The organism is Chryseobacterium sp. JM1, from assembly GCF_000737715.1.
In the GTDB taxonomy this organism is placed as follows: domain Bacteria; phylum Bacteroidota; class Bacteroidia; order Flavobacteriales; family Weeksellaceae; genus Chryseobacterium.
The window spans coordinates 58,192-79,853 of the sequence record NZ_JPRN01000016.1; the positions used below are offsets into that span (position 1 = coordinate 58,192).

Here is a 21,662-nt window from a genome sequence, read left to right on the forward strand (position 1 = left end):
AAAAAAATGTACAGGATTTGAATATAATTTGAGCAGATTTTATATACATTTGTAAAAACAAACAAAATGATGATCCAGGAAAAACTTAGAAACCTCAGAAAAGAAAAAGGCATAACACAGGAAAAAATGGCAAAAATATTATCTACAGATCCATCCAACTATTCGCGTAAGGAACAGGGAAAAGTAAAAATACATGATGAAGAATGGGAAAAGATGGCAGCAGCTTTGAACGTTCCTCTTGATGAAATAAAAGAGGACACAAAAGGTGGAGTTGTACATAATGATAATTCATCATTTAATGATAATTCTGGAAACTATTATATTCAGCATTTCAATATTCCAAACAATCTGATAGATACATTACAGGATTGTATAAATCTTTTAAAAGATCAGGTTCATGAATTAAAGGAAGATAATAAAAAATTGAAGGAAGAAAACACAAAACTAAAGTCCAAAATATAAAATATTTTACTTCCTGTAAATACAAAAAATCCATCTCACAATTTAGAAAGATAGATTTTTTACTAATTTCAAACTTATAATAGCCTAGATATTATTTCGAAGGCGTCGCCCTTATATTAATGGCGTCACGGTTTCCTGAACCAAATGTTATCCGGAAAGCCATTCCGCTCGCTCCCGCACCGTTCACCGTAATCGTATAATTTCCGGCTGGTAAAGTCAGCGTAGAACGGGGTACAAGATAAAAATTACCGGTCGTGATAAAAGTGGTAAAACTGTTAATATAAGATAAAGAAGATATTCCGAATGCATTATTGACAGGAATACCGGCAGGCGCAGCCGTAAAAGAATAGTAAACACTGCAAATTTTCACCGCATTATCTGTTATTCCTGCTCCGGTAGCGCCAGGGGCAATACCTGAGTTAGTGAAAATAGCAGAAATATTGGAATTAAATTCTACTAAAGAAGGCTTGTTTAAAGTAAACGATATGGTGGCCAACGTAATAGTAGAAATAGATCCGGTAGTTGTAGCTGCCGGAACATCCAGCGTTGTTGTGGTTAATGCATCTCCACCTATGGTACCTCCTGAAAGCATTGTTTTTTCTGACAAAGCGGATTTTCTCTGCCACTGGGTTCCGTCATTATAATATTCTCCCGGATACACTGGATTGGCTGCTACAGAGGTGTTGGTTGCAGTATTATATACCGTCATTCCCGCAACATGTGCAGAAAGTGGGGATGGATTATTGGTCGCTGTAAGAGCTAGTCTGGGAAGTAATATCCCTTTGTTTGTGCTACTTACCTCCAGCATTGCATTGGTATTGGGTGAAGAAAGGCCTATTCCCACCTGAGCTGTCATTTGGGATGAAATGCCTAGAAAAGTAAGGATGGTAAGAAATATATTTTTCATGATATGTTTTAGTTATTTGGGTTGAAAGTATCTGAGTCTAGATTTAGTTGCTGGTTGCTAGTTTGTTGGTTGCTTATTATTAGTAATTAAGTTAATGAGTTATCATCTGATGTCTGATGTCTGAAATCTTGGCTCTTGATTCTTGGCTCTAAAATCTGCCATTCACCATTCACTTGCGAAGCAAAATTGACCATTGACATTTCTCAACCTCAATCTCAGCCTTAAACTTAATCTGATGTCTGATGTCTGAAATCTTGGCTCTTGATTCTTGGCTCTAAATCTGCCATTCACCATTCACTTGCGAAGCAAAATTGACCATTGACATTTCTCAACCTCAATCTCAACATTAGCCTAAAAACTATTTTGTAGGTGTCGCTTTAATCTGCGCCATATCACGGACGCCGGAACCATACATAATTCTAAAAGCATTGCTGCTGGATGCCACTCCGTTTAAATTAACCACATAATTTCCTGCGGGTAATTGAAGGATGGCATGCGGAGCTGTATAAAGATTACCCGTAATAGTCGTGATGTTAGCCGTGATCGCATTCATATAAGTGATTGTGCTGTCTCCAAATGGAGCATTGACCGATACTCCAGCTGGTGCTGTGGTAAATACAAAATTCACAGTCGCCAACTTTACTGCCGAATCTCCTAATGGCGTATTACTGTCACCATTTACCGTAAAAGAAGTAGAAATATTGCCTCCGAATTCTACGCTGGATGGTCTGTCCAGAGTAAAGGAAAAAGTCGTTAAAGTAGTTGTGGCAGGAGTGCCTGCTGCAACATCCACGGTAATAGGAGTAAGCAAATCAGCGATCGTTCCTCCCGCAATCATTCTCACATCATTCAAAGCTGATTTTCTCTGCCACTGGGTTCCGTCGTTATAATATTCACCGGGGTACACAGGATTGGCCGCAACAGAAGTATTGGTCGCAGTATTGTACACCGTCATTCCGGCTACATGAGCAGTTAACGGCGATGGATTATTGGTAGCGGTTAATGCCAGCCTGGGCAATAAAAAGCCTTTGTTGGTACTGGTTATATCCAGTTGAGCATTGGCATTTGGACTCGCTAGTCCCACGCCAACCTGTGCATTGGTCAATAAAAAACAAACCAGAAAGAACGGAATGGTATATTTAATTGTTTTCATTTTTAGTATTTTAATGATGTTCAAAAAGGCAGATTCTCAATTACTGTAATGGAGTCGCTTTGACTTGGATCATGTCGCGCGTACCTCCGCCGAAGCCTATCCTAAAGGCCGTTCCGCTTAAAACCGTGCCTCTTACAATGAGGACATAGTTTCCTGCCGGTAAATTGGCTACACTATATGGATTCAGATAAACATCTCCGGTTGCAGTTCCGGCAGCAGAAAGTGAATTGGTATAAGCGGTAGAGTGATCACCAAAAAAAGCAGTCGTAGAAACTCCGGCCGGCGCTGTAGTAAACTGAAAATTAACTGTACACAGTTTTATGGCTCCGTCTGATAAAGGAGTCGTATTGCTTCCGGAAGCAGTATATTTTGTGGAAATATTAGCACTGAATTCCACAGTAGACGGCCTGTCTAAGGTAAAAGAAACAGTACTCAGTGTTGTATTCGATGCTGTTTCGGCAACGGCATCTGCTGTGATCAGAGCAATAGGGTCGGTTATACTTCCTCCGGTAATCATTCTGGCATCATTCCAGGAAGACTTCCTTAACCATTGGGTACCGTCATTATAATATTCTCCCGGATAGACAGGGTTGGCGGGCACAGAAGTATTGGTAGCTGTATTGTAGACGGTCATTCCGGCAACATGGGCTGAAAGGGGAGACGCACTATTGGTAGAAACTAGAGAAAGTCTTGGGAGGAGTAAACCTTTATTGGTACTGGTTACATCCAAACCTGCATTGGCGTTGGGTGAATTTATTCCAATGCCTACCTGTGCTTCCATTAAGGAAAAGCCCACAAATAATAAGGGAACAATAAAGTGTATCGTTTTCATCGCTGTTTAATTTATTTAGGTTTTATCAAAAAATATTCCGACAACTGATTTTATTCTTAATTTTTGCAATTATTTTGAGTAAAAATCACTTTAAATAGTTTTATGGTGTTGATTTAGTTTTTTTACTTTTGATTTAAACTGTATTTTAATATTTGTTTTTTATAATTTCAATCCTCCTTCAAATACATACGAGATTAATCGTTATTTGGTTTTTGTTTTTTCAAAAAAAAATTAAAAAATATCAATGTATTTACATGTTGTTTTTGTAAATAATTGATATTTAGTTAATTATATAGTGTTCGGGAAATTGTTATTTTCGTAAAAAATAAAAAAGTGGAGAGTAAAAAGAGAGATGACAGCTTATTTTTAGATATTCCTATTGATAAGATAATCCCTTATTCAAGATTGTATAAGATTATGGATTTTTTGTTTATACTGAAGATTCCTTTTTCTGATCCTGAAAATGGAAGAAACGAGTAGAATAACGATAAGACTTCCAATACCAACGATAATCCCTGTAAAATACTGATACCGGGTTTTCATTTCAGTACTTTTCTTCATCGTTTCCTTATTGTGCTCATTGATGGAATGATTGATAGAACTCAATTCGTTCTGTTCCCTCTGAAAACGCATTTCAAAATACTTCTTGCTGTAGTTTTGATACAAATTGGGTTTCCCCATGGCGAGATAGTTTTCGGACATTTCCTTGTATATTCCTTCATTGAGAATCAGGTCACCGGTATTTTTGCTGAGATCTTCGGCTTTGATAAGCAATGCTAAGGCTGTTTCATTTTCCTTTTTCTGCTTGAACATTTCAGCCATTCCTTTTAATGCGAAGGCTTCCAGACTTTTTGCTTTGTTTTTGCGGGCATATTCTGCAGACTGTATAAATGCCTGATGGGCTTTTTCAAGTTGACTAATATTAAGATAACAGTAGCCGATATTATAGAAGACCACACTCATATTGGAATACGTGGTCTGTTTATGTTCTATTTTTTCAAAATTCCGGATGGAGATTAGAAATTTTTCAAGGGCAATTTCGGGATTCGACTGGCTTTTATAAATCATTCCACGGATCGCGTAGCTTCTTGCCGTTTCAATATGTTTTTCTGGTACGTCATCCGAAAATTTAGCCAGATACTGATCGGCTTCGTTCAGCGTTTCAAGACTTTTGCTAAACAGTTCCATCTGCTGGTACTGGATGGCAGCTGAGATCAGAACACTGGTACGGACTTTCAGGTCATTTGTTTTTTCTGCGGTTTCTTTAGCTTTTAAAAGGTATTGAAGCGACTGGTCGAAATCTCTCTTTGCGATATTCGCCGTAGAAAGAAGCTGATAAATGCTGATCTGTTTATGAATATCTTTCTCTTTTGCAATGAGGTTTTTCCCAATCCTGATGGTATTATCCGGATTGTCATAAATCTCAAGACGGGCTTTTTTCATCAGGGAATCAAAAGAAGTTTTTTGTCCGGAAACTGAGAGGCAGAGGCACAAAAAGATTGCTGTAATGATTTTTAATGTCAATTTCATAATGTTCTGCTTTTACTGATTTCCTGGATATATGCATTGGGAGACATTCCCGTCACAGATTTAAAAACGGTGGTAAATGCGCTGTGCGACGAGAATCCCGAATATTCCGCCAGATAACTTACTTTGTAGTTAAGATAAACCGGGTCCGTTCTCAGCAGACGTGCGATATGATTGATCCTTAATTCATTAATGTAAGCATTGAAATTTTTCCCTTTACTGCTGTTGATCACCTCGGAAAGATATTTTGTATTCACACCCATTTGGGAAGACAATGCGGAAATCGTCATGCTTTTGTCCAGATATCGTTGCTGTTTTTCCCAGTCTTCCAGTTTTTGAAGGATTTCATCTTCCTTTTCCTTTGAAATTTTATGAGGGTCTTTTTCTGTCGTTTTATCAGCAGCTGAGGTTTCTCCAGAAAGATTCTGAATTGCCAGTTCTTCCTGGTTTTTCTGTTTTTCAAAGAAATCTGACTGTTTTTTAAGATCCTTGTTGCTGTTTTTCAGCATTAAAAAATAAATCAGAAGACTCAAAATTACCATGAAGAAGCCACCTGAGACTAAACTTATCTTTTTAAGTTGTTTCTGTTTCTGGAACTCCAGATTATTATTCTGGTTGGTCTCCACGAGTTTGACGATATAGCGGATGCCTTCTTTGGTGCTGGAATCCAGTTTTGTCCGGAGTTCAGTATACAATTTATTATACTGATGGTATTTTTCATCGTGATGAAGAGCGAAATAATTTTTGGATAAAGATTCGTAAATCTTTGCTTTCAGGCTGTTGTAAGGGAGATTTTCTATTCTGGAAAGTCCTTTTTCAAGAATTTCAACGGCAGTACCATAGTTTTCCTTTAAAAAATAATAGCGGGAAAGGTTTTCATAAGCCAATGCCTGGATAAAATAATAATCTGTCTTTTGAGCTAAAACAAGTGTAGATTCAAGAAGATACTTCGCTTCCTCCAGTTTATTCTGTCTCATTAAAAAAGAAGCCCTGAACACTTTATTTTCCATTTCAAGAATCCTGTTTTCCTGGTTGTTGAAACCTAGATACTGATCACTTTTGCTGAGGTTTTCCAGTGCTTGATTATAGTTTCTGTTAATTCCGAAATTTAGGGCCTGAAGCTGATAGAGCTTAGCCGTAATGACATTCATCCGTGGGTTATCGACTTTTAATAATTTATGGTCAGCCAAAAGACCGGAAATGATGCGTTGTGACTGGCTGTAAAGATCCAGATTCTGATACTGATCTGCAAGATTGTAATCGCCGGCGGCCTGAAGGAAATAGGAGAGGTTTTCTTTTTCTTTTGAATCTTCCTTTTGGCTGTAAATATTCACGGACTGGATATAATCTCCTTTCATAGCATAGGCCTGGGAGATGATATTCTGCAGGACAATTCTGTGCTCCGGATTTTGGTCGCTGATCAGAAGGCTCTGTGAATGATTGATGCAGTCATCCGGATTCTGGTATAACTTCTGAAAAGCTTTATCTGCCAAAATACTGAAGTCGGGACCGGATTGTCCTTTGACCCAGACTGAGCAGAGAATGACCAGCAGAATGGGAACGGTTTGAGCCAGAATAGTATGGCAAAAAAATGATTTTTTTTCGGTTTTTCTTACAGCTTCCTGATGATCAGTCCTCAAAATAGATTTTTGTTATATGTTTGTATTTTAATGATTTATATTCCTTGTTCTTTTAAATTTAACGAATTATGTAAGTCAAATTCTTTCGAAAAGGCAAATATAATATTAATATTGTTTCTGCTAATTCAAAATATTAAACTTAATTAATTATGAAAAAGATTTACAAAATTTCAATGAAAGCTCTATATGCTTGCTTTCTGTTTGGGTTTGTATCTGTCTATGCCCAACTGACTGTGATGGCGGTTGGAAATTATACAGTAGGGGGTATTTCCGATGGAGGAGTCGTAAGTATGCATACCAGTGCGGGGCAGATCTTTAAATGGGATGAGATCAATGGTCTTGTTCAGATCGGGTCGATCTCCAACGGATATCCAGCTGCCGGAAGAACCCTCATCAATGCTACCGGTACCAAAATAGCTTCTTCCACGACCAATTCCGGAACCGGATTCAATGAAATATCTACGTATGATACAGTGTCAGCTTCCTGGAGCAATCACGGAGGTCTGGTTCCTACAGGCTGGGACGGCCATGTAAGTTCTACTTGGGGAATAACTTCAGACGGAAATACCATCGTAGGTCTGGGATGGGTAACCGCCGGAAGCGCACATGCCATAAAATGGGATGCCACAAACGGTGTAACAGATCTCGGAAGTATAGTTCCCAACAGAAGTTCCAGAGCCAATGCTATCAATGCCGACGGATCTGTCATTGTCGGATGGCAGGATCAGGATAACGGAACCCGAAGCGGTGCCCAATGGGTAAATGGAGTAGAAAGTTTTATCACAGACAGTAATGGCGATTATGTAGGCGAAGCAGGGGATGTTTCTGCCGACGGAACCACGATCATAGGAGCTGCTATGCCCAATCCATACGTATGGAACAGCGTAAGCGGCCTGACATATATTACCCATCCAAATTCCTCAGCCTTTTTCAGAGGAGGAGCAACCGGAATCTCTGCCGACGGTAAAAAAGTAGTCGGATTCTTCAGACCTTTCGCGGCGCCTCCAATGTCCGGAGAAGGCTTTATATGGACTGCCGCAAGTGGCCGTGTGAACCTGAACGATTATGCTGTAGGTTTGGGCATCAATACCCAGGGTGTGAATATGTCACTTCCTCTGGCTATTTCCCAGGATGGAAGAAGGGTAGCCGGGATAGGAACCAATGCATCCAATCAGATCGTTGCGTTTTATCTGGATCTTTCGAAAATACAGCTTTCTACCAGTGAAAGCACAAAACACAACAGCAATATAGCCATTTATCCAAATCCTGTAAAAGATGTTCTTTATTTCAAGGGAATCACAAAGATAGATAAAGTGGAAATATACAATATGGTCGGTCAAAAAGTAAAAACAGACAATGCTGTGGAAAGCAGAATAGACGTTTCCTCTTTATCAAAAGGAAATTATATCCTGCAGATTTTCGTGAAAGGGGAGACTTCACAGAGTTTTAAATTTATTAAACAGTAAAGTAAAAATTAGGCGTACTTTAAAAGACTTGACCAAAAAAACTCGCAGGAATTTTCTGCGAGTTTTGTATGTGATGTAGGAACTGAGGTTAATGGTAAGATTGAGATTGAGACAATGTCAATGGTGAATTTTGCTTCGCAAGTAAATAGTGAATTTTTGAGTGGAGATTTCAGACATACTGCTGGTGGTTTTGAATTCCAGTCAACAGGATGCTACTTTCCTAATTGAATATCCTAACGAATAACTGACATTCCAAATGGTGGCTGAGGGTCTCGAAGCCACCATAACACGCATCTCACACCCCTCGCACCCTCGCACCCTCCGACTCTCAAACTCAATTTTAGTTGATATAAGAAGCATTAAAAGACATTGAAATAGGTCTGCAGGGCATATTAACACCGGAAGTTGTTCCGTTATTCACAACTCTGGTCATTCTTACATCTACCGTATGATTTCCTGCGGTAAGGAATTTTACGGTATTGATGGTAAATTGGGTATTGGCTCCGGCAGAAGCTTCCTGGGTACGAAGGTAGCAGTCTGTAGCCACTCCATCGATGTAAAGCCTCGCTTCATAAGTAGCCTGCCCACCTCCCGTAGGACTGCCTACATAATCGATTCCAAGCATGAAATTGATGAATAAAGTCTTACCGCCTGCAGGAATTGTAATAGATTGGGAAGTTCCCGTAACAATAGTGGCGCCAAGATCATTGACATTATAATCGGTACCGGTCGTACTGTTTACCGTAGCGGTGTTGATACTGGCCGGAGTAGGATTCGCTACCGTGACAATATTTCCTGTTGCATCCACCCCTATAGACTGTCCCGTTCCGATGGGTGATGCAGAAGTCAGGTTGGTGAATTTTACTCCTGAAACATTGGCGGTACCGGAAGCAACTTCAAGTCTTGTATTGGGAGTGGCAGTACCTATCCCTACATTTCCGTTACTCAATATGGTGATTTTTTCTGCTCCGTTAGCTTTTAAGCCAAGAATCCCTGTATTATTAGTTCCCAGGCTTAATTGGGTTGAACTTCCGGATGAATTAATCTGGGTCTGATTAGCATCATCCGTGTAAATGTCAAGGTTAGCCGTCCCTCCGGTTAAGGTAACAGATCCTCTTGTGGATGCGGTTGTAGCGACTGTTCCTAAACCTGCGCTCGTGACAATTCCTACAGTGGTACCTCCGTTTACAAAAAGTAAAGGGCTTCCATTGGTGGTTACCGTTCTTTGCCCCGGCAATGTTCCGTCTGAGGTGTAAATATTCACAGGAGCGTCTATTTTAGTCCAGACTGTTCCGTTAAAATAATAATAGCCTGTTGTATCTATATTGATAGCGGTACCTGCTAATGTTCCCGTTGCGATACTGTTGACATAGATCAGTGTTGAAATCGGCACTGATGTCATGCTTTGTGCTCTTTGTCTGTCTACCCTTGGGATTAGGAGACCATCTACATTGGTGGTGGTTCCGGTTGCATTCTTTGACGTGATATCCAGCGTAGACAAAGGAGTATTGTTGTTAATTCCCGTCTGTGCCACGACAACTGAAATGCCCGCTAATAAAAATATAATTGAAAGTTGAAATCTTTTCATGACGTAAGTTTAAGATAATGATTAATTTTTGCAATGCCTAGATTGTCCTACCTTATTGTGCTTAAGCTTAATTTAAATAAGAGGCATTAAACGACATTGATATCGGGGCACAGGTCATACCCGCTCCCGAAGTCGTTCCATTATTGAATGTTCTCTGCATTCTGACATCAATCGTGTGATTTCCGGCTGCCAAAAACTTAATCGTGCTGATGGTAAAAGAGGCATTGGTGCTTATCCCCACTTCCTGGGTGCGCATATAGCAGTCTGTAGCCGCTCCGTCTATGTATAATCTGGCTTCATAATAGGCTGTTCCGCTACCAGCAGGATTATTGACATAATCTACCCCAAGCATGAAATTGATAAATAAAGCTTTTCCGCCCGTTGGAACAGTGATGGTCTGCGAAGTTCCGGATACGATAGTTGCAGCCAGATCGGTAACATTAAAGTTTGCCGCCGCTGTACTGTTTACCGAAGAAGTACTAACATTCGTGGGGCTGGGATTGGCAACGGTTACCAGATTTCCACTGGTATCCACACCCAGGGCCTGTCCTGTACTTATAGGCGATGCAGAAGTAAGATTGGTGAATCTTAATCCGGATGTATTGGCCGTTCCTGATGCTAATTCAAATGCAGAAGAAGGCGCTGTCGTTCCGATGCCTACATTTCCGTTGCTCAGAAGAGTTAGCTTGTCTGTGCCGTTTGTTTTAAGGGCAAGAGGAGTCGCAGTGGTCGTTCCTATACTTAATTTTGTGGCAGTTCCCGAAGTGTTGATCTGTGCTGCATTGGCATTATCCACATAAGCATCCACTATATTGGTCCCGGAGGATAAAGTCAAGGTGCCTCTTGTGGAGCCATTAGCAGAAAATCGTCCTTCTGTTGCCGTAGTAATAATTCCTACATTGCTGGTTCCGTTGACAAAATTCATGGTATTTCCATTAGTCGTAACTGTTCTCATTCCGCCTAAAGTGCCGTCTGAGGTGTAGATATTGTTAATAGGATTCAGTTTAATCCAGGAAGTTCCGTTATAATAGTAATATCCGGGTGCATCTATATTAGCAGCAGTACCGGTTTGGGCTCCTGTAGCAATGCTGTTTACATAGATCATGGTGGAAACTGGAACACTGCTCATGCTTTGCGCCCGTTGCCTGTCTACTCGGGGTACTAAAAGTCCATCCACATCCGTGGAAGTGCCTGTAGCATTTTTAGCGGCAATATCTAATGTGGCAAGTGGAGTATTATTATTGACTCCCATCTGTGCAAAGATGAGTGAACAACCGAAAATAGAGAGTATGATGGAGAATTGTATTCTTTTCATGGGAAATTTTTTAAGATGATAATTCATTTTTTACAGTAAAAACTGTGCTGATGTTATTTAAATTAATTCAAATAAGTCGCATTAAATGACATAGAAATTGGAGCACAGGCCATATTTGTTCCTGAAGCCACCCCATTGTTAAAGGTTCTTGTCATTCTTACATCTATCGTATGATTTCCGGCTGCGAGAAATTTCACCGTATTAAAGCTGAACTGAGCACTGAATCCGCCCGGTCCGTATTCCTGGGTACGCATATAGCAGTCTGTAGCAACGCCATCTATGTATAATCTTGCTTCATAATAGGATGCGCCACTTCCTGCAGGATTGCTTCCATAATCAATCCCCAGCATGAAATTGATGAATAAAGCTTTTCCGCCAGTAGGAATGGTGATCGGTTGAGAAGTTCCCGGTACTAGGGTAACCGTCGTATCATTCACATTAAAACTGGCTCCTGTAGTACTGTTGACCGATGCGGTTGTTACACTGGCAGCAGTCGGGTTGGCCACTGTTATCACATTTCCAAGATTGTCTACCCCTAAGGTTTGTCCTGTGCTGATAGGAGATGCCGAATTAAGATTGGCCAGTCTTGTCCCTGAAACATTGGCTGTTCCAGAAGAAATTTCGAGTTTTGTATTAGGTGATGTAGTTCCGATCCCTACATTTCCACCGCTTAAAACAGTTAGTCTTTCAATACTGTTTGTTTTCAGTCCAAGTGGAGTAGCGTTGGTAGAACCTATGCTGAGTTTAGTCGAATTTCCGGAAGCATTGAACTGGGCGATGCCGTTGTTTTCTACATAGTAATCAATATTCGCAGAGCCTCCCACCAGATTTAAAAAACCTCTTGAAGAACCGTTGGCAGACAGTGCACCTTCCGTTGCAGAAGTAATTACTTTTACATTGTTGCCGCCGTTTACAAAGGTTAAAAGATTTCCGTTGGTGGTAACCGTTCGTGAGCTGTTTAAAGTTCCATCAGAATTATAGATGTTCAGTGAAGTAGCCAGCTTTGTCCAGAGGGTTCCGTTAAAATAATAATATCCTACAGAATTTATATTAGCTGCTGTTCCGGCCGGAGTTCCTGTAGCGATACTGTTTACATAAATCAGTGTAGATATGGGAATGGCAGACATATTTTGCGCCCTTAGTCTGTCTACCCGAGGCACCAACAATCCATCCGTATTGCCAGAAGTTCCTGTAGCATCCTTTGCAGTGATGTCCAGTGTAGAGGCGGGAGATGAATTGTTTATACCTACTTGCGCATTGATGAAAGCAAAGTTCACCAATAAGAATATCATAGAGAATTGTACTCTTTTCATAGTTTGATTTTACAAGAAGATTAATGATTGCTATGCTGCAAATATTAATCTTTTATTTTGAAAACCTGCTAAAAAAGAGAATAATATTGAGTTAAACTATTTCAGTTGAGATAATGGTTATTTTTCCTCTTCCTGCTCATCCTCATCGTCATTTTCCTCATCTTCGTACTGTTCCAGATAATAAGTGAAAGTGAAATCTTCTCTTTCATCCTCTGCATCTTCCAGAGTGGTCAGCAGATCTTCAAAAATCTCCAGTTGGTCTACTGTCATATTGACGAATTCAAGGTGAAGTGGCATTTCCAGTTCTCCTGTAATCACATCAGACAGCGCATCCAGATTGTCCCCGAAATAGTCAGGAAGCGTTATTTTTTCCTTTAATTGAGCATAAAAATCTTCGTAGTCGCCGATGTCTGTAAAATCGATATATATTGTCTTCATATTCTTTTTTTATTTTTTATTAATTTAATATTGGTCATTGCGAGGAGCGCAGCGACGAAGCAATCTCAAAAAACATCCATAATATCTTCAATGTCATCCGTTAAATCTCTCCATTCAGGATTTAACGAATTGATGAGATCCAGTTTTTTCTGTCTTGAGCCTGCCTTGATTTGCTTTTCCCGGAAAATAGCATCTCCGATTTCCTGAAAAGATTCCCAGTAGACTAGGATGTATAATTTGTATCTTGACGTGAAACTTTGTTCGTAATAAGTGTCTTTATGCTGTTGGACGCGTTTGGGCAGGTTTGAAGTAACTCCTGTATAAAGAGTTGTAAGATTCTTATTGGTCATAATGTAAATAAATCCTGGTTTCATAACTTGTGTGTTTATTTTTATGATTAAAGATTGCTTCGTCGCTTCGCTCCTCGCAATGACAAGTTTAACTATTGCTTCTCAAAACTCTTATAATGGTTTTTAGTCAGATAAACGTCACCGTTTCCGGTAAAAATGATTCGGTCTGAATTTCGGTTTCCACAGCTGTAGTTGACATCCGCTTCAAAATATTTTTCACCCTGAGGAAGTCTTTTTTCACGGTTGCTGAAATGGTCGCCGCCAATAGCTTTTCCCGGTAGCACTTCGCAGAGATTACCTTTTGAAGGATTCCAGCCAAGTTTTCTTGCCTCATTTTTAGTGATATAATAATCCGGAAGCCTGTGATTCTGCTTCACATAAGTAATGACTTTTTTTTCTTCTGTCAGCTGGTCGATGGACTGTGACGAAGAATTTCCGCCGGTGCTTTGAGAATCAGTAGACATTTTTCCATTGCTGGAAGCTTCTGTTTTTGTGATCTCCGTATTTCCCTTTTTGTCTGCAATAAAATTATTGTAGATATACATCACAGACATCCCAAAGAGAAGTCCCAGACAAATAAAAAATACCGATCTTATTTTACCTTTCATATCAACTTATAGCTTATCATTAATAATTCAGCATTAGCCTTCTCTCCATTTCTCAGGAATATCACAAACCGGGATAGGATTGATTTTATGTTGAGCAGCTTTATGCATTCTGTCAAAAATCAAAAAGACTTCTCTGTCACGGCCTTCGTAATCGTCGGCAGTTTTAGTTCCGTATTCCTTCTGGATTTTTTCCAGTTCAGGATAGGTAGCTCCAATTTGTTGTTCATCCGTCCTGTCCACATCCCAAAGTCCGTCTGTAGGAATCGCTTCCTGAATGTTTTTAACCAGATTTAATGATCTTGCAAGCATATACACTTCTGTTTTGTAAAGGTCTGCAATAGGAGACACGTCTACACCGCCATCACCGTATTTTGTATAAAACCCGATGCCGAAATCCTCTACTTTATTTCCTGTTCCACATACCAGAAGACCATTGATCTGTCCGTAATAATACAGGGTAAGCATTCTCAAGCGCGATCTCGTATTGGCAAAAGCCAGCTTCTCATTAGGGTACAGATCATCTTTTACATCAAATGCTTTATAAAGTTCTTCAAAAGCAGGAGTAAGGTTCACAGACATCGCTTCCACATTAGGAAACCTGGATTTCAGATCATTCATATGCTCCCAGGCACGGTCTATCTGATCCGGTTTCTGGCGTATCGGCATTTCAATAAGAAGGGTTTTTAAGCCTGTCATGGCAGCAAGCGTAGAAACCACACCGGAATCTACACCTCCGGAAACTCCGATGACATATCCGTTTACTTTAGCTTTTACCGCATAATCTTTTAACCACTGTACAATATGATCTGTTACTTTTTGAGTCTGCATTGTTTATTTTTTAGTGTGTTTATATTTACTGGTTTTCAATATGAAAATATTCTTCTTAATTCGTCATGTTGAAAGAATTCTTAACGTTATTTTTTTCAAACATTAAGGCATTTAGAATCCTAACTTTAAAGATTGATTAAGCATATCTTCGATATTTTAAGCGATGTACTTCATTTTGCCATCGGCAAATTCTTAAACAATCTTTCATTATTTACATCAAAAACATCTTAACTTCTTCATGTTTATAAAAAATATTAAAAATATAATTTAAAAAGTTCTCTTAGCTACTATTTTATTCCAAATTCTTTAGGGTATTTTACTATACCTTTTACATTTTTTAATCCGTCTTTCGTGAGTTCAACAGCCATGCCATTGATCTCAGGAATTTCAAAAGGAAAAGAGATTCCAAAATTACTGGTTTTTTCGTAACCAAACTTAGGATAATAATTTTCGTGCCCGATCAGGATGACAGAGTGGTAGCCCAGTTCCTTAGCAATGGAATGTCCGCGAAGGATAAGCTGTCCTCCAATTCCCTGATTCTGAAATTCAGGACGTACGGAAACAGGAGCCAGAGCCAGTGATTCGAATGTTGTGTCACCATTCACTATTTTAAGTTTTGTGAATAAAATATGGCCTGCGATTTCACCCTCTTCAGTTTCAGCAATCAAAGAAAGTTCCGGAATGAAAGCATCGGAAGCCCTTAATTTTTCCACAAGAAAATGCTCCTGATGGTCACTTTCTTCCATATTTCTGAAAGCTTCTTCCGTAAGCTCGAATACCTTTTTATGATCTTTTTCCTCTTCCTGTCTTATCGTCAGCATATTATGGCAGATATTTATTGCGTTTGAGTTCATACCAGTTACAGATCCCGTCCGGTTCCTCAAATTCTCCGGTTTTTTCAAAGCCTAATTTTGTTAAAATATGATTGGAACCTTCATTTTCAAAATGTGCACAGGCATAGATGACATCCGCCTTCATATCAATAAATCCAAGGTCAAGAGAGGCTCTTGCAGCTTCCATAGCGTAACCTTTTCCCCATGATTCAGGTAAATAGCGGTAGCCAAGCTCCAGAACATTTTTGTACCCGTTGATCTCTTCAGTCAGAAATTTCAGACCACTCCAGCCGATCAGTAATCCGGTTTCCTTTTCGATCACAGCCAGTCTTCCTGTACCATTTTCATCGTATTGCTTCCTGATTTTTCTAATCACTTCTAATGCCTCATTTTTTTCTGTAAGTACCGGAACCCCGATGTATTTCATCACTTCCGGGTTAGAATCCAGCAGAAACATTCTATCAATATCTGTTTCTTCAAGTTCTCGTAAAAGCAGTCTTTTTGTTTCTGTTTTCATAGTAATAGGTTAGGGCTCAGTTCCGAAAACAGTGACGTCGGTCTTCGTTCCCATCTTAATTGCTGTTTCCTTCATTTTATTACCACCTACATTCAGAGTCTGAAGGGCTGGGTTTCCGGAAATATCAAGCTTAAGAATTTTATTATGTTCAACGTTCAGTTTTCTCAGGTTTTTGAGCGCGGTGAGATCAATGGTTTTTAATTGATTTAAAGATAATGTTAATTGATCAATTCTTGGGGTTTCCTTCAGTGAAATATTCTCCAGAAGGTTGTTGTCAAGATATAGGGAAGCTAAGCTTTTAAGACCTTCTCCTTTAAAAGAAGATATCTTACATCCCGTACAGGAAAACAGTTCGAGACGGGGGAGACCGACTATAGATACACTGGAAATAGTATTGTCATCCAGCATAATCATTTTCGCATTGGGAAAAAGCTTAATGTCGTCAGCTGATTGTATACCCTTCTGAACCAGAAACAGATTGGTGACCATGTCGGCTTCCAGCTGTTCCAGTGCACCGTTTTTATTAAGGTCAAAATTTTCAACGACAGCTTTTTCAAAGTTTTGATCTTTAAAATTGAGTTTTTGGGCACAGAGAAGAGAAAATCCTGAAATAATCAGGCTGAGGCTTGCAAATATTTTAATTTTCATCATCGATTGTGTTTTTAATCCTTATTTTTGTGTACTTAAATTTCATGTAAAAATAATGAAGATTTTTAGAATTATTGCCGTTTCGTCTATTTTAGTTCTTGCTTTGGATTCCTGTAAAAAAGAATCCGAAAATCAATGGAAAGTTGAAGTAAAAGAACCTGCTGAAAAACTGGAAGTGACTGATATTTCCAAGGAGTTTTATAACCAGGATATTCCTCTGGACCAGTTTAAAGCTAAATTTCCATGGTTCCAGGGAACGGTATCTGATGCCGACTTCAGCAAAAGAAGAGCAGATGCGGAAGAGATCAAAATCTATAAAGAAGCCGCCGGAAAAATAGATGAAGCCAAGATTCAGAAAGGGCTTCAGGATCTGTTTGCTCACATGAAATATTATTTCCCACAGTTCAAAAGCCCAAAAGTTTACCTGTTTTCATCGGCGTTACAAATGGCGCAGGATCCTATTTTCTATGATTCGAAAGGAAATCTTCTGTTCATAGACATAACAGGATTTATGGGTGATGGTAATGCCCATTACAAAGGATTGGAACTGTATTTTCAGAAATCGATGAATCCTCAGAATATAGTGCCGAAAGTTTCACAGATCTTTGCTGAAAATATTGTGACGGAATCTCCGGATCACCAGAAATTCATAGACAAGGTGATTCTGAACGGAAAAATCATGATGCTCCAGGATGCTTTCCTTCCTGATACGCCGGATTATCTGAAAATAAATTATACGAAGAAGCAGTACGAATGGGCGGTAGCCAATGAATCCAATATCTGGAATTATTTTGTGGAAAGCAACCTGATCTTCGGAGATGATCCAAGACTGGTAGAGCGTTTCATTTCTCCCGGACCTTTTTCAAAGTTTTATACGGAAATTGATAATGAGTCTTCCCCTATGATCGGAATTTTTACCGGATGGCAAATCTGTAAAGCTTATTTCAGACAGAAACAGGAAACTAAACTGCAGGAATTTTTAAAACTCGATGCCACCAAAATATTTAATGAAGCGGTGTATAAGCCTAAAAAACCTTAAACATTTAAATAAATGACAGCCTTCAAATCAGTTTGGAGGCTTTTTTTTTAAATAATACCTAAAAACACACTACTTTGTATTGCATATTACTATTTAATTTGTATTTTTGTTTCCAACGAAATACACATTTATGGGAAATATAATCCAGATCCAAAACTTAAATTTTGAATTTTCCAGGAATAAACCTGTCCTTAAAAATATAAATCTTTCCGTTCCGAAAGGAAGTATTTTCGGATTTCTGGGTGCCAATGGAGCCGGAAAATCGACCACGATGAAAATGCTGATCGGCAGTATTCCTGACGAAGGCGGTGCCATTAAAATATTTGATAAAAACTTAGCAGAACTTTATCCCGACGGGTTCCATAAAATCGGGAGCCTTATAGACACTGCCGCTTTCTACGACCATCTTTCAGGATGGGAAAACCTTCTGATTATTTCCAGACTCAGAAACCTGTCGGAACCGGAATGTGCAAGAGTGCTTCATCTTGTAGACCTTTGGGAAAGCAGACACATGAAGATGAAAAGATATTCTCTGGGAATGAAACAGCGCCTTTCCATCGCAATGACTCTTTTGGGAAAGCCTGAACTGCTGATCCTTGATGAACCGGTGAACGGTCTTGATCCGAACGGAATGCTGGAAATGCGTGAACTGCTGATCAAGCTTAACAGGGAAGAAGGCGTAACTATATTTATTTCGAGTCACCTGCTTCAGGAAATCGAAAAAATGATTACCCATCTGGCGATTATTTCTCATGGGGAAATCCGTTTTATGGGTAGCATCAAAGATCTGAACGAACTCTACAGATATGATCACATCAGAATTGGTCTGAACAACGCATCACAATTTATAGAGCAGATTCCGGAAAGCTATTCGCCTAAAATGATAGACTCATCCACCATTGAAATTACAGCTGAGTCTAAGGAGAACATTGTGTCTCTCATCAAAAAGCTGGTCCTCAGTGATGCTGAAATTTTCGAAATTAAGAACAGTGCAGGTCTTGAAGACTGGTTCATGGAAATCACTAAAAACTAAGACACAGATGAAAAAACTATTCACCGCCATCAATGTAGAATGGCTGAAAACAAAAGGTCTGGGACTGACTTATATTGCTATAGCTTTAGGAGCTTTAATTCCTCTGATAAGCTATGTACCCGGTTTTTTCCAATCCCGGATGGTAAAGGAAGGGGATCTTCCGTATTCCATTTTTGAGGATGCGATAGGAGGAGATGCTATTAAATCTTTTACCTTTTTTATTATGCTTCTGTTTGTCATTATTGCCGCCAACAGAATAGCCCAGACTGATCATAAAAACAATGGCTGGCAACTAATGGAGACGCAGCCGGTAAGCAGATTTGATCTCTATTTTTCCAAATATATTATTGTACTGCTGCTGAGTTTTATCTGTGTGGTTTCCTACTTCGGGTTTAATATTGTTTTAGCACTTGCAGATTATTATATCCATCCGGATCCGGCTAAATTACTGACTTTTGATGCGGCGTGGATGATCCAGACTTTTATAAGACTTTGTGTAACCATTTTGGGAATTGCTGCTTTACAGCTTTGTGTTTCCGTGGTATTTCAGGGGTTTATCTGGTCGTTCCTGATCGGTATGCTTGGGCTGGCTTCCAATATTACGTCTCTGGTCCAAAAACAGTCTTATTTTTTTAATCCTTACAATTCATTATATGCTTTCTGGAAGGCTCCTGAAGTAAGAAATCTGAACCATTTCATTTCCTATTCAGAGTACATGAGTCTTTTCTGGATGGTTGTTTTTCTTGTATTAGGCTATTTCTGGTACAGCAAAAAAGGATTTAAGAATGCATTTCTTAAAAGTAATAAACAGATTATATTTTCAGCCGTTTCACTGATTATTGCAGCAGGATTTCTTTATATGTTTAAAAAGCCAAAATCCTATCAGAGTGATGGAGCTGGTGTTGTGATTAAAGGAAAACTGGAAACCGATCTTAAAATCGATTCTGTACGGATTTATTCCAAGGATTTCCACAAAAAGATCGGAGCTGCGGCAGTTAAAGACAATACATTCAATTGGGTGACTGCAAAGTCAATTCCCCTGGACGAATATGTACTGGAAGTGGGGAACAAAAAATTGCCAATTTTCATGGGGAGCGGCGACTGGTTTGATTTTGAAATTCAACTCAATGGGGCGAATATGAAGTCTTATGTTAAATCCAACAGAAAAGCAGATCAGGTGTACAGAAATACGGAAAATTCTTTTGGTAATGAATTCAGTTATGCTCTTGAGAGACAGAATTACAATAATGATCCACAGAAGTTCTATGAACTGGCAGAATCTGACTGGAAAGACAACAAAAGGATTTTAAATGTTTTTGCTGATTCTGAAAACAATGCCCTTTCAGAAGATTATAAATCATACAGAAGACAACTAATGGCCATCGAATACCTGAACGAGATCAATAATTACAGAAAAATGACTTCATGGAACGATCCTAAATTTGCTGCTCCTGTGTCTTTTACGAAGGAACTTAATGAAAATATTCAGAAGCCGGGACCTCTTTTAAGCAAGGATGATAACTTTCTTCAGTATAAATTGGACCAATTGCTTTCAGATAAAGACCAGGCTTCCAATTCGGACAGCATTCTGTTTGTAAAGATCGATCAGATGCCTAAAGGAATTTCCAAAGACCAGCTGATGGCTAAACACCTTGCAAAAGCCATTGAATTGCAAACAGACAGCCTGGCGAGAAATAAACTTTTTGCTGCTGAAATTGGAAAAATAAATGATAAGGATTATAAAGGAATGCTGTATTCCAAGATCGATCAGATCAACAGGTCGCAGAAAGGTTCTGTATTTCCGGATCTTGTGCTGCTGAATGATCAGGACAAAAAGATTCAGCTTTCAAAATATAAAGGGAAATATGTGGTGATCGATTTCTGGGCGACATGGTGCGGGCCTTGTAAGCAGATCCGCCCTGTATTTGAGACCAGAAGTTATCAGAACAGATATGATGATAATATTCAGTTTATTTCAATAAGTCTGGATCAGGATAAATCCAAATGGCAGAATTATCTGAAGACCAAAAGATCCAATGTTCCCCAGTTCTGGCTTACCAATGCAGAGCAGTTTATGAACAAATACAGGATACAGTCTATTCCAAGATTTATCATTATAGATCCGGACGGGAAGATTTTTAATTTTAATACGCCATTTCCTGATGAAGATAACTTCGTAGAAATTTTAGATAAGCTTAAGAAGTAGTAACTTTGCGGAAAAATTTTAGATTGATATGAGAAAAACTCAGATTACAATAGATGTAGAGTTGGATGAGAACCACATTCCTGAAAGTATAACATGGAACGCTCAGGACGGCGGTGTGGAAAAAGAGGAAACGAAAGCGACGATGATCTCTGTTTGGGATGATAAAACAATGGAAGCTTTAAGAATCGATCTTTGGACGAAAGAAATGCCGGTGGATCAGATGAAGATGTTCATTCACCAGATTTTGGTATCTTTAGGGAATACGTACCAGAGAGCTACCGGAGAAGAGGATGTAGCAGAGTGGCTGGAGCAGATAGCAGATGAATTCGCTATTAAATCAGCCATCAGGTCGGTATAGCAAAACTCCACACCAATCACAAAATTATATGAAAAAAGGACTTTTACTCATCAGTACAGCGGTATTGTTGGCCGCATGCAGTAAAAAAACTGAACTCAAAGAAACCCAAACACCGGATTCTGCTGCAACGGCGGAAAAACTTCCGGCTTCTGAAAATAAAGAAGTTTCCGGAACGGAGAAAGTTTCCGAAAACAGTGCTATGGACATCGCTTTATTCAAGGAAAAAGAAATTCCTGCTGCGATGTTGAAGGGGAGCCTTCATCCCCACGATATGGAAGGTGAATCTATCATGGAGCTTGTTCCCACAATGGATGATTTCATTAAAGGAAACGGCTCGGATATTGCTTATATAGATGATTCCCTGAAAAAAATAATTCTCAAAATCAACGGAAAATTTGAGGAACTGAAAGAAACAGGTAAGGATCAATATGAAAACAGTGAATATCTGGCTTCTTTTACCACAACTGTTCCTGATAAAGTTCCCGAAGATATAGAAGTTCTGGCTTATGCCTTTAACGGAAAGCTGGAAGTGAAAAGAAAATCCGATAACGTTTCAAAGAGCCTTGATTTTTTCATGGGGGGCTTATAAAAAATAAAAATA

The 21,662-nt window shown here is 39.2% G+C and carries 22 protein-coding genes; 7 read left to right on the forward strand and 15 right to left on the reverse strand.

From position 1 onward, the window contains the following. The first annotated feature begins 66 nt into the window (after positions 1 to 66). Entirely contained in the window at positions 67 to 462 is a 396-nt protein-coding gene (locus tag IW22_RS20480) for a helix-turn-helix domain-containing protein (RefSeq protein ID WP_228384081.1), read from the forward strand. Positions 463 to 553: 91 nt separating this feature from the next. Here IW22_RS20480 and IW22_RS23835 read toward each other — a convergent pair whose 3' ends face one another. From IW22_RS23835 to IW22_RS20505, 5 genes are all read right to left on the reverse strand, one after another. Further along, positions 554 to 1,369, reverse strand: a complete 816-nt coding sequence (locus IW22_RS23835) for a hypothetical protein (protein WP_131401771.1) — start codon at positions 1,367 to 1,369, stop codon at positions 554 to 556. A 358-nt stretch (positions 1,370 to 1,727) separates the two neighbouring features. Next, entirely contained in the window at positions 1,728 to 2,522 is a 795-nt protein-coding gene (locus tag IW22_RS23840) for a hypothetical protein (RefSeq protein WP_051891333.1), read from the reverse strand. A 40-nt stretch (positions 2,523 to 2,562) separates the two neighbouring features. Next, positions 2,563 to 3,354 (reverse strand): hypothetical protein, encoded by a 792-nt coding sequence (locus tag IW22_RS23845; RefSeq protein ID WP_131401772.1) that lies wholly within the window; start codon positions 3,352 to 3,354, stop codon positions 2,563 to 2,565. A 399-nt stretch (positions 3,355 to 3,753) separates the two neighbouring features. After that, on the reverse strand, positions 3,754 to 4,884 hold the full coding sequence (locus IW22_RS20500; protein ID WP_034730491.1) for a hypothetical protein: 1,131 nt from the start codon (positions 4,882 to 4,884) through the stop codon (positions 3,754 to 3,756). Beyond that, positions 4,881 to 6,521, reverse strand: coding sequence for a helix-turn-helix domain-containing protein (locus IW22_RS20505; protein ID WP_034730492.1), 1,641 nt, complete (start codon positions 6,519 to 6,521; stop codon positions 4,881 to 4,883). The genes IW22_RS20500 and IW22_RS20505 overlap by 4 nt, the downstream gene beginning before the upstream one ends. Positions 6,522 to 6,670: 149 nt before the next feature. On the opposite strand from IW22_RS20505, the gene IW22_RS20510 reads away from it, so the two are divergent. Beyond that, positions 6,671 to 7,987 carry a T9SS type A sorting domain-containing protein gene (locus IW22_RS20510; RefSeq protein WP_034730494.1) on the forward strand — a complete coding sequence of 439 codons (1,317 nt, stop codon included), beginning with the start codon at positions 6,671 to 6,673 and terminating at the stop codon, positions 7,985 to 7,987. Positions 7,988 to 8,327: 340 nt separating this feature from the next. Here the strand turns inward: IW22_RS20510 and IW22_RS20515 are convergent, their stop codons facing one another. The 10 genes from IW22_RS20515 to IW22_RS20560 all read right to left on the reverse strand — a co-directional run bounded on the left by IW22_RS20515 (position 8,328) and on the right by IW22_RS20560 (position 16,428). After that, complete coding sequence (locus IW22_RS20515) at positions 8,328 to 9,575, reverse strand: hypothetical protein (protein ID WP_034730496.1); 1,248 nt, start codon at positions 9,573 to 9,575, stop codon at positions 8,328 to 8,330. Positions 9,576 to 9,642: 67 nt separating this feature from the next. Further along, on the reverse strand, positions 9,643 to 10,890 hold the full coding sequence (locus IW22_RS23850) for a hypothetical protein (RefSeq protein ID WP_131401773.1): 1,248 nt from the start codon (positions 10,888 to 10,890) through the stop codon (positions 9,643 to 9,645). Positions 10,891 to 10,952: 62 nt separating this feature from the next. Then, a complete protein-coding gene (locus tag IW22_RS23855) occupies positions 10,953 to 12,203 on the reverse strand; it encodes a hypothetical protein (protein WP_051891336.1) in 1,251 nt (416 codons plus the stop codon). Between the two features lie 117 nt (positions 12,204 to 12,320). Continuing rightward, entirely contained in the window at positions 12,321 to 12,641 is a 321-nt protein-coding gene (locus IW22_RS20530; protein ID WP_034730498.1) for a barstar family protein, read from the reverse strand. A gap of 65 nt (positions 12,642 to 12,706) precedes the next feature. After that, positions 12,707 to 13,015 (reverse strand): GIY-YIG nuclease family protein, encoded by a 309-nt coding sequence (locus IW22_RS20535; protein WP_034730500.1) that lies wholly within the window; start codon positions 13,013 to 13,015, stop codon positions 12,707 to 12,709. Positions 13,016 to 13,083: 68 nt separating this feature from the next. Beyond that, entirely contained in the window at positions 13,084 to 13,599 is a 516-nt protein-coding gene (locus IW22_RS20540; protein WP_034730502.1) for a ribonuclease domain-containing protein, read from the reverse strand. Positions 13,600 to 13,632: 33 nt separating this feature from the next. Further along, the gene (gene nadE / locus IW22_RS20545) at positions 13,633 to 14,427 is read right to left on the reverse strand and encodes an NAD(+) synthase (protein WP_034730504.1); all 795 of its coding nucleotides are present in this window, start codon (positions 14,425 to 14,427) and stop codon (positions 13,633 to 13,635) included. Positions 14,428 to 14,714: 287 nt separating this feature from the next. Continuing rightward, on the reverse strand, positions 14,715 to 15,248 hold the full coding sequence (locus IW22_RS20550; protein WP_034730506.1) for a GNAT family N-acetyltransferase: 534 nt from the start codon (positions 15,246 to 15,248) through the stop codon (positions 14,715 to 14,717). A gap of 1 nt (position 15,249) precedes the next feature. Then, positions 15,250 to 15,777 (reverse strand): GNAT family N-acetyltransferase, encoded by a 528-nt coding sequence (locus IW22_RS20555; RefSeq protein ID WP_034730509.1) that lies wholly within the window; start codon positions 15,775 to 15,777, stop codon positions 15,250 to 15,252. Positions 15,778 to 15,786: 9 nt separating this feature from the next. Beyond that, a complete protein-coding gene (locus IW22_RS20560) occupies positions 15,787 to 16,428 on the reverse strand; it encodes a leucine-rich repeat domain-containing protein (RefSeq protein ID WP_034730510.1) in 642 nt (213 codons plus the stop codon). Positions 16,429 to 16,480: 52 nt separating this feature from the next. Between IW22_RS20560 and IW22_RS20565 the strand changes: the two genes are divergently transcribed. The 5 genes from IW22_RS20565 to IW22_RS20585 all read left to right on the forward strand — a co-directional run bounded on the left by IW22_RS20565 (position 16,481) and on the right by IW22_RS20585 (position 21,650). Then, positions 16,481 to 17,464 (forward strand): gliding motility protein GldB, encoded by a 984-nt coding sequence (locus tag IW22_RS20565; protein WP_081873997.1) that lies wholly within the window; start codon positions 16,481 to 16,483, stop codon positions 17,462 to 17,464. Positions 17,465 to 17,594: 130 nt separating this feature from the next. Next, positions 17,595 to 18,497 (forward strand): ABC transporter ATP-binding protein, encoded by a 903-nt coding sequence (locus tag IW22_RS20570; protein ID WP_034730512.1) that lies wholly within the window; start codon positions 17,595 to 17,597, stop codon positions 18,495 to 18,497. Positions 18,498 to 18,504: 7 nt separating this feature from the next. After that, positions 18,505 to 20,703 carry a thioredoxin-like domain-containing protein gene (locus tag IW22_RS20575; protein WP_034730574.1) on the forward strand — a complete coding sequence of 733 codons (2,199 nt, stop codon included), beginning with the start codon at positions 18,505 to 18,507 and terminating at the stop codon, positions 20,701 to 20,703. Positions 20,704 to 20,731: 28 nt separating this feature from the next. Beyond that, positions 20,732 to 21,061: a gliding motility protein GldC gene (gene gldC / locus IW22_RS20580; protein ID WP_034730514.1), complete on the forward strand. Its 330-nt coding sequence runs from the start codon at positions 20,732 to 20,734 to the stop codon at positions 21,059 to 21,061. A gap of 28 nt (positions 21,062 to 21,089) precedes the next feature. Next, positions 21,090 to 21,650, forward strand: a complete 561-nt coding sequence (locus tag IW22_RS20585) for a hypothetical protein (protein WP_034730516.1) — start codon at positions 21,090 to 21,092, stop codon at positions 21,648 to 21,650. Positions 21,651 to 21,662: the final 12 nt, after the last annotated feature.

Coding starts and splice junctions, on each gene's coding strand:
- IW22_RS20480 (WP_228384081.1), top strand. CDS start 67: ATGATGATCCAGGAAAAACTTAGAAACCTCAGAAAAGAAAAAGGCATA.
- IW22_RS23835 (WP_131401771.1), bottom strand. CDS start 1,369: ATGAAAAATATATTTCTTACCATCCTTACTTTTCTAGGCATTTCATCC.
- IW22_RS23840 (WP_051891333.1), bottom strand. CDS start 2,522: ATGAAAACAATTAAATATACCATTCCGTTCTTTCTGGTTTGTTTTTTA.
- IW22_RS23845 (WP_131401772.1), bottom strand. CDS start 3,354: ATGAAAACGATACACTTTATTGTTCCCTTATTATTTGTGGGCTTTTCC.
- IW22_RS20500 (WP_034730491.1), bottom strand. CDS start 4,884: ATGAAATTGACATTAAAAATCATTACAGCAATCTTTTTGTGCCTCTGC.
- IW22_RS20510 (WP_034730494.1), top strand. CDS start 6,671: ATGAAAAAGATTTACAAAATTTCAATGAAAGCTCTATATGCTTGCTTT.
- IW22_RS20515 (WP_034730496.1), bottom strand. CDS start 9,575: ATGAAAAGATTTCAACTTTCAATTATATTTTTATTAGCGGGCATTTCA.
- IW22_RS23850 (WP_131401773.1), bottom strand. CDS start 10,890: ATGAAAAGAATACAATTCTCCATCATACTCTCTATTTTCGGTTGTTCA.
- IW22_RS23855 (WP_051891336.1), bottom strand. CDS start 12,203: ATGAAAAGAGTACAATTCTCTATGATATTCTTATTGGTGAACTTTGCT.
- IW22_RS20530 (WP_034730498.1), bottom strand. CDS start 12,641: ATGAAGACAATATATATCGATTTTACAGACATCGGCGACTACGAAGAT.
- IW22_RS20535 (WP_034730500.1), bottom strand. CDS start 13,015: ATGAAACCAGGATTTATTTACATTATGACCAATAAGAATCTTACAACT.
- IW22_RS20540 (WP_034730502.1), bottom strand. CDS start 13,599: ATGAAAGGTAAAATAAGATCGGTATTTTTTATTTGTCTGGGACTTCTC.
- nadE (WP_034730504.1), bottom strand. CDS start 14,427: ATGCAGACTCAAAAAGTAACAGATCATATTGTACAGTGGTTAAAAGAT.
- IW22_RS20550 (WP_034730506.1), bottom strand. CDS start 15,248: ATGCTGACGATAAGACAGGAAGAGGAAAAAGATCATAAAAAGGTATTC.
- IW22_RS20555 (WP_034730509.1), bottom strand. CDS start 15,777: ATGAAAACAGAAACAAAAAGACTGCTTTTACGAGAACTTGAAGAAACA.
- IW22_RS20560 (WP_034730510.1), bottom strand. CDS start 16,428: ATGATGAAAATTAAAATATTTGCAAGCCTCAGCCTGATTATTTCAGGA.
- IW22_RS20565 (WP_081873997.1), top strand. CDS start 16,481: ATGAAGATTTTTAGAATTATTGCCGTTTCGTCTATTTTAGTTCTTGCT.
- IW22_RS20570 (WP_034730512.1), top strand. CDS start 17,595: ATGGGAAATATAATCCAGATCCAAAACTTAAATTTTGAATTTTCCAGG.
- IW22_RS20575 (WP_034730574.1), top strand. CDS start 18,505: ATGAAAAAACTATTCACCGCCATCAATGTAGAATGGCTGAAAACAAAA.
- gldC (WP_034730514.1), top strand. CDS start 20,732: ATGAGAAAAACTCAGATTACAATAGATGTAGAGTTGGATGAGAACCAC.
- IW22_RS20585 (WP_034730516.1), top strand. CDS start 21,090: ATGAAAAAAGGACTTTTACTCATCAGTACAGCGGTATTGTTGGCCGCA.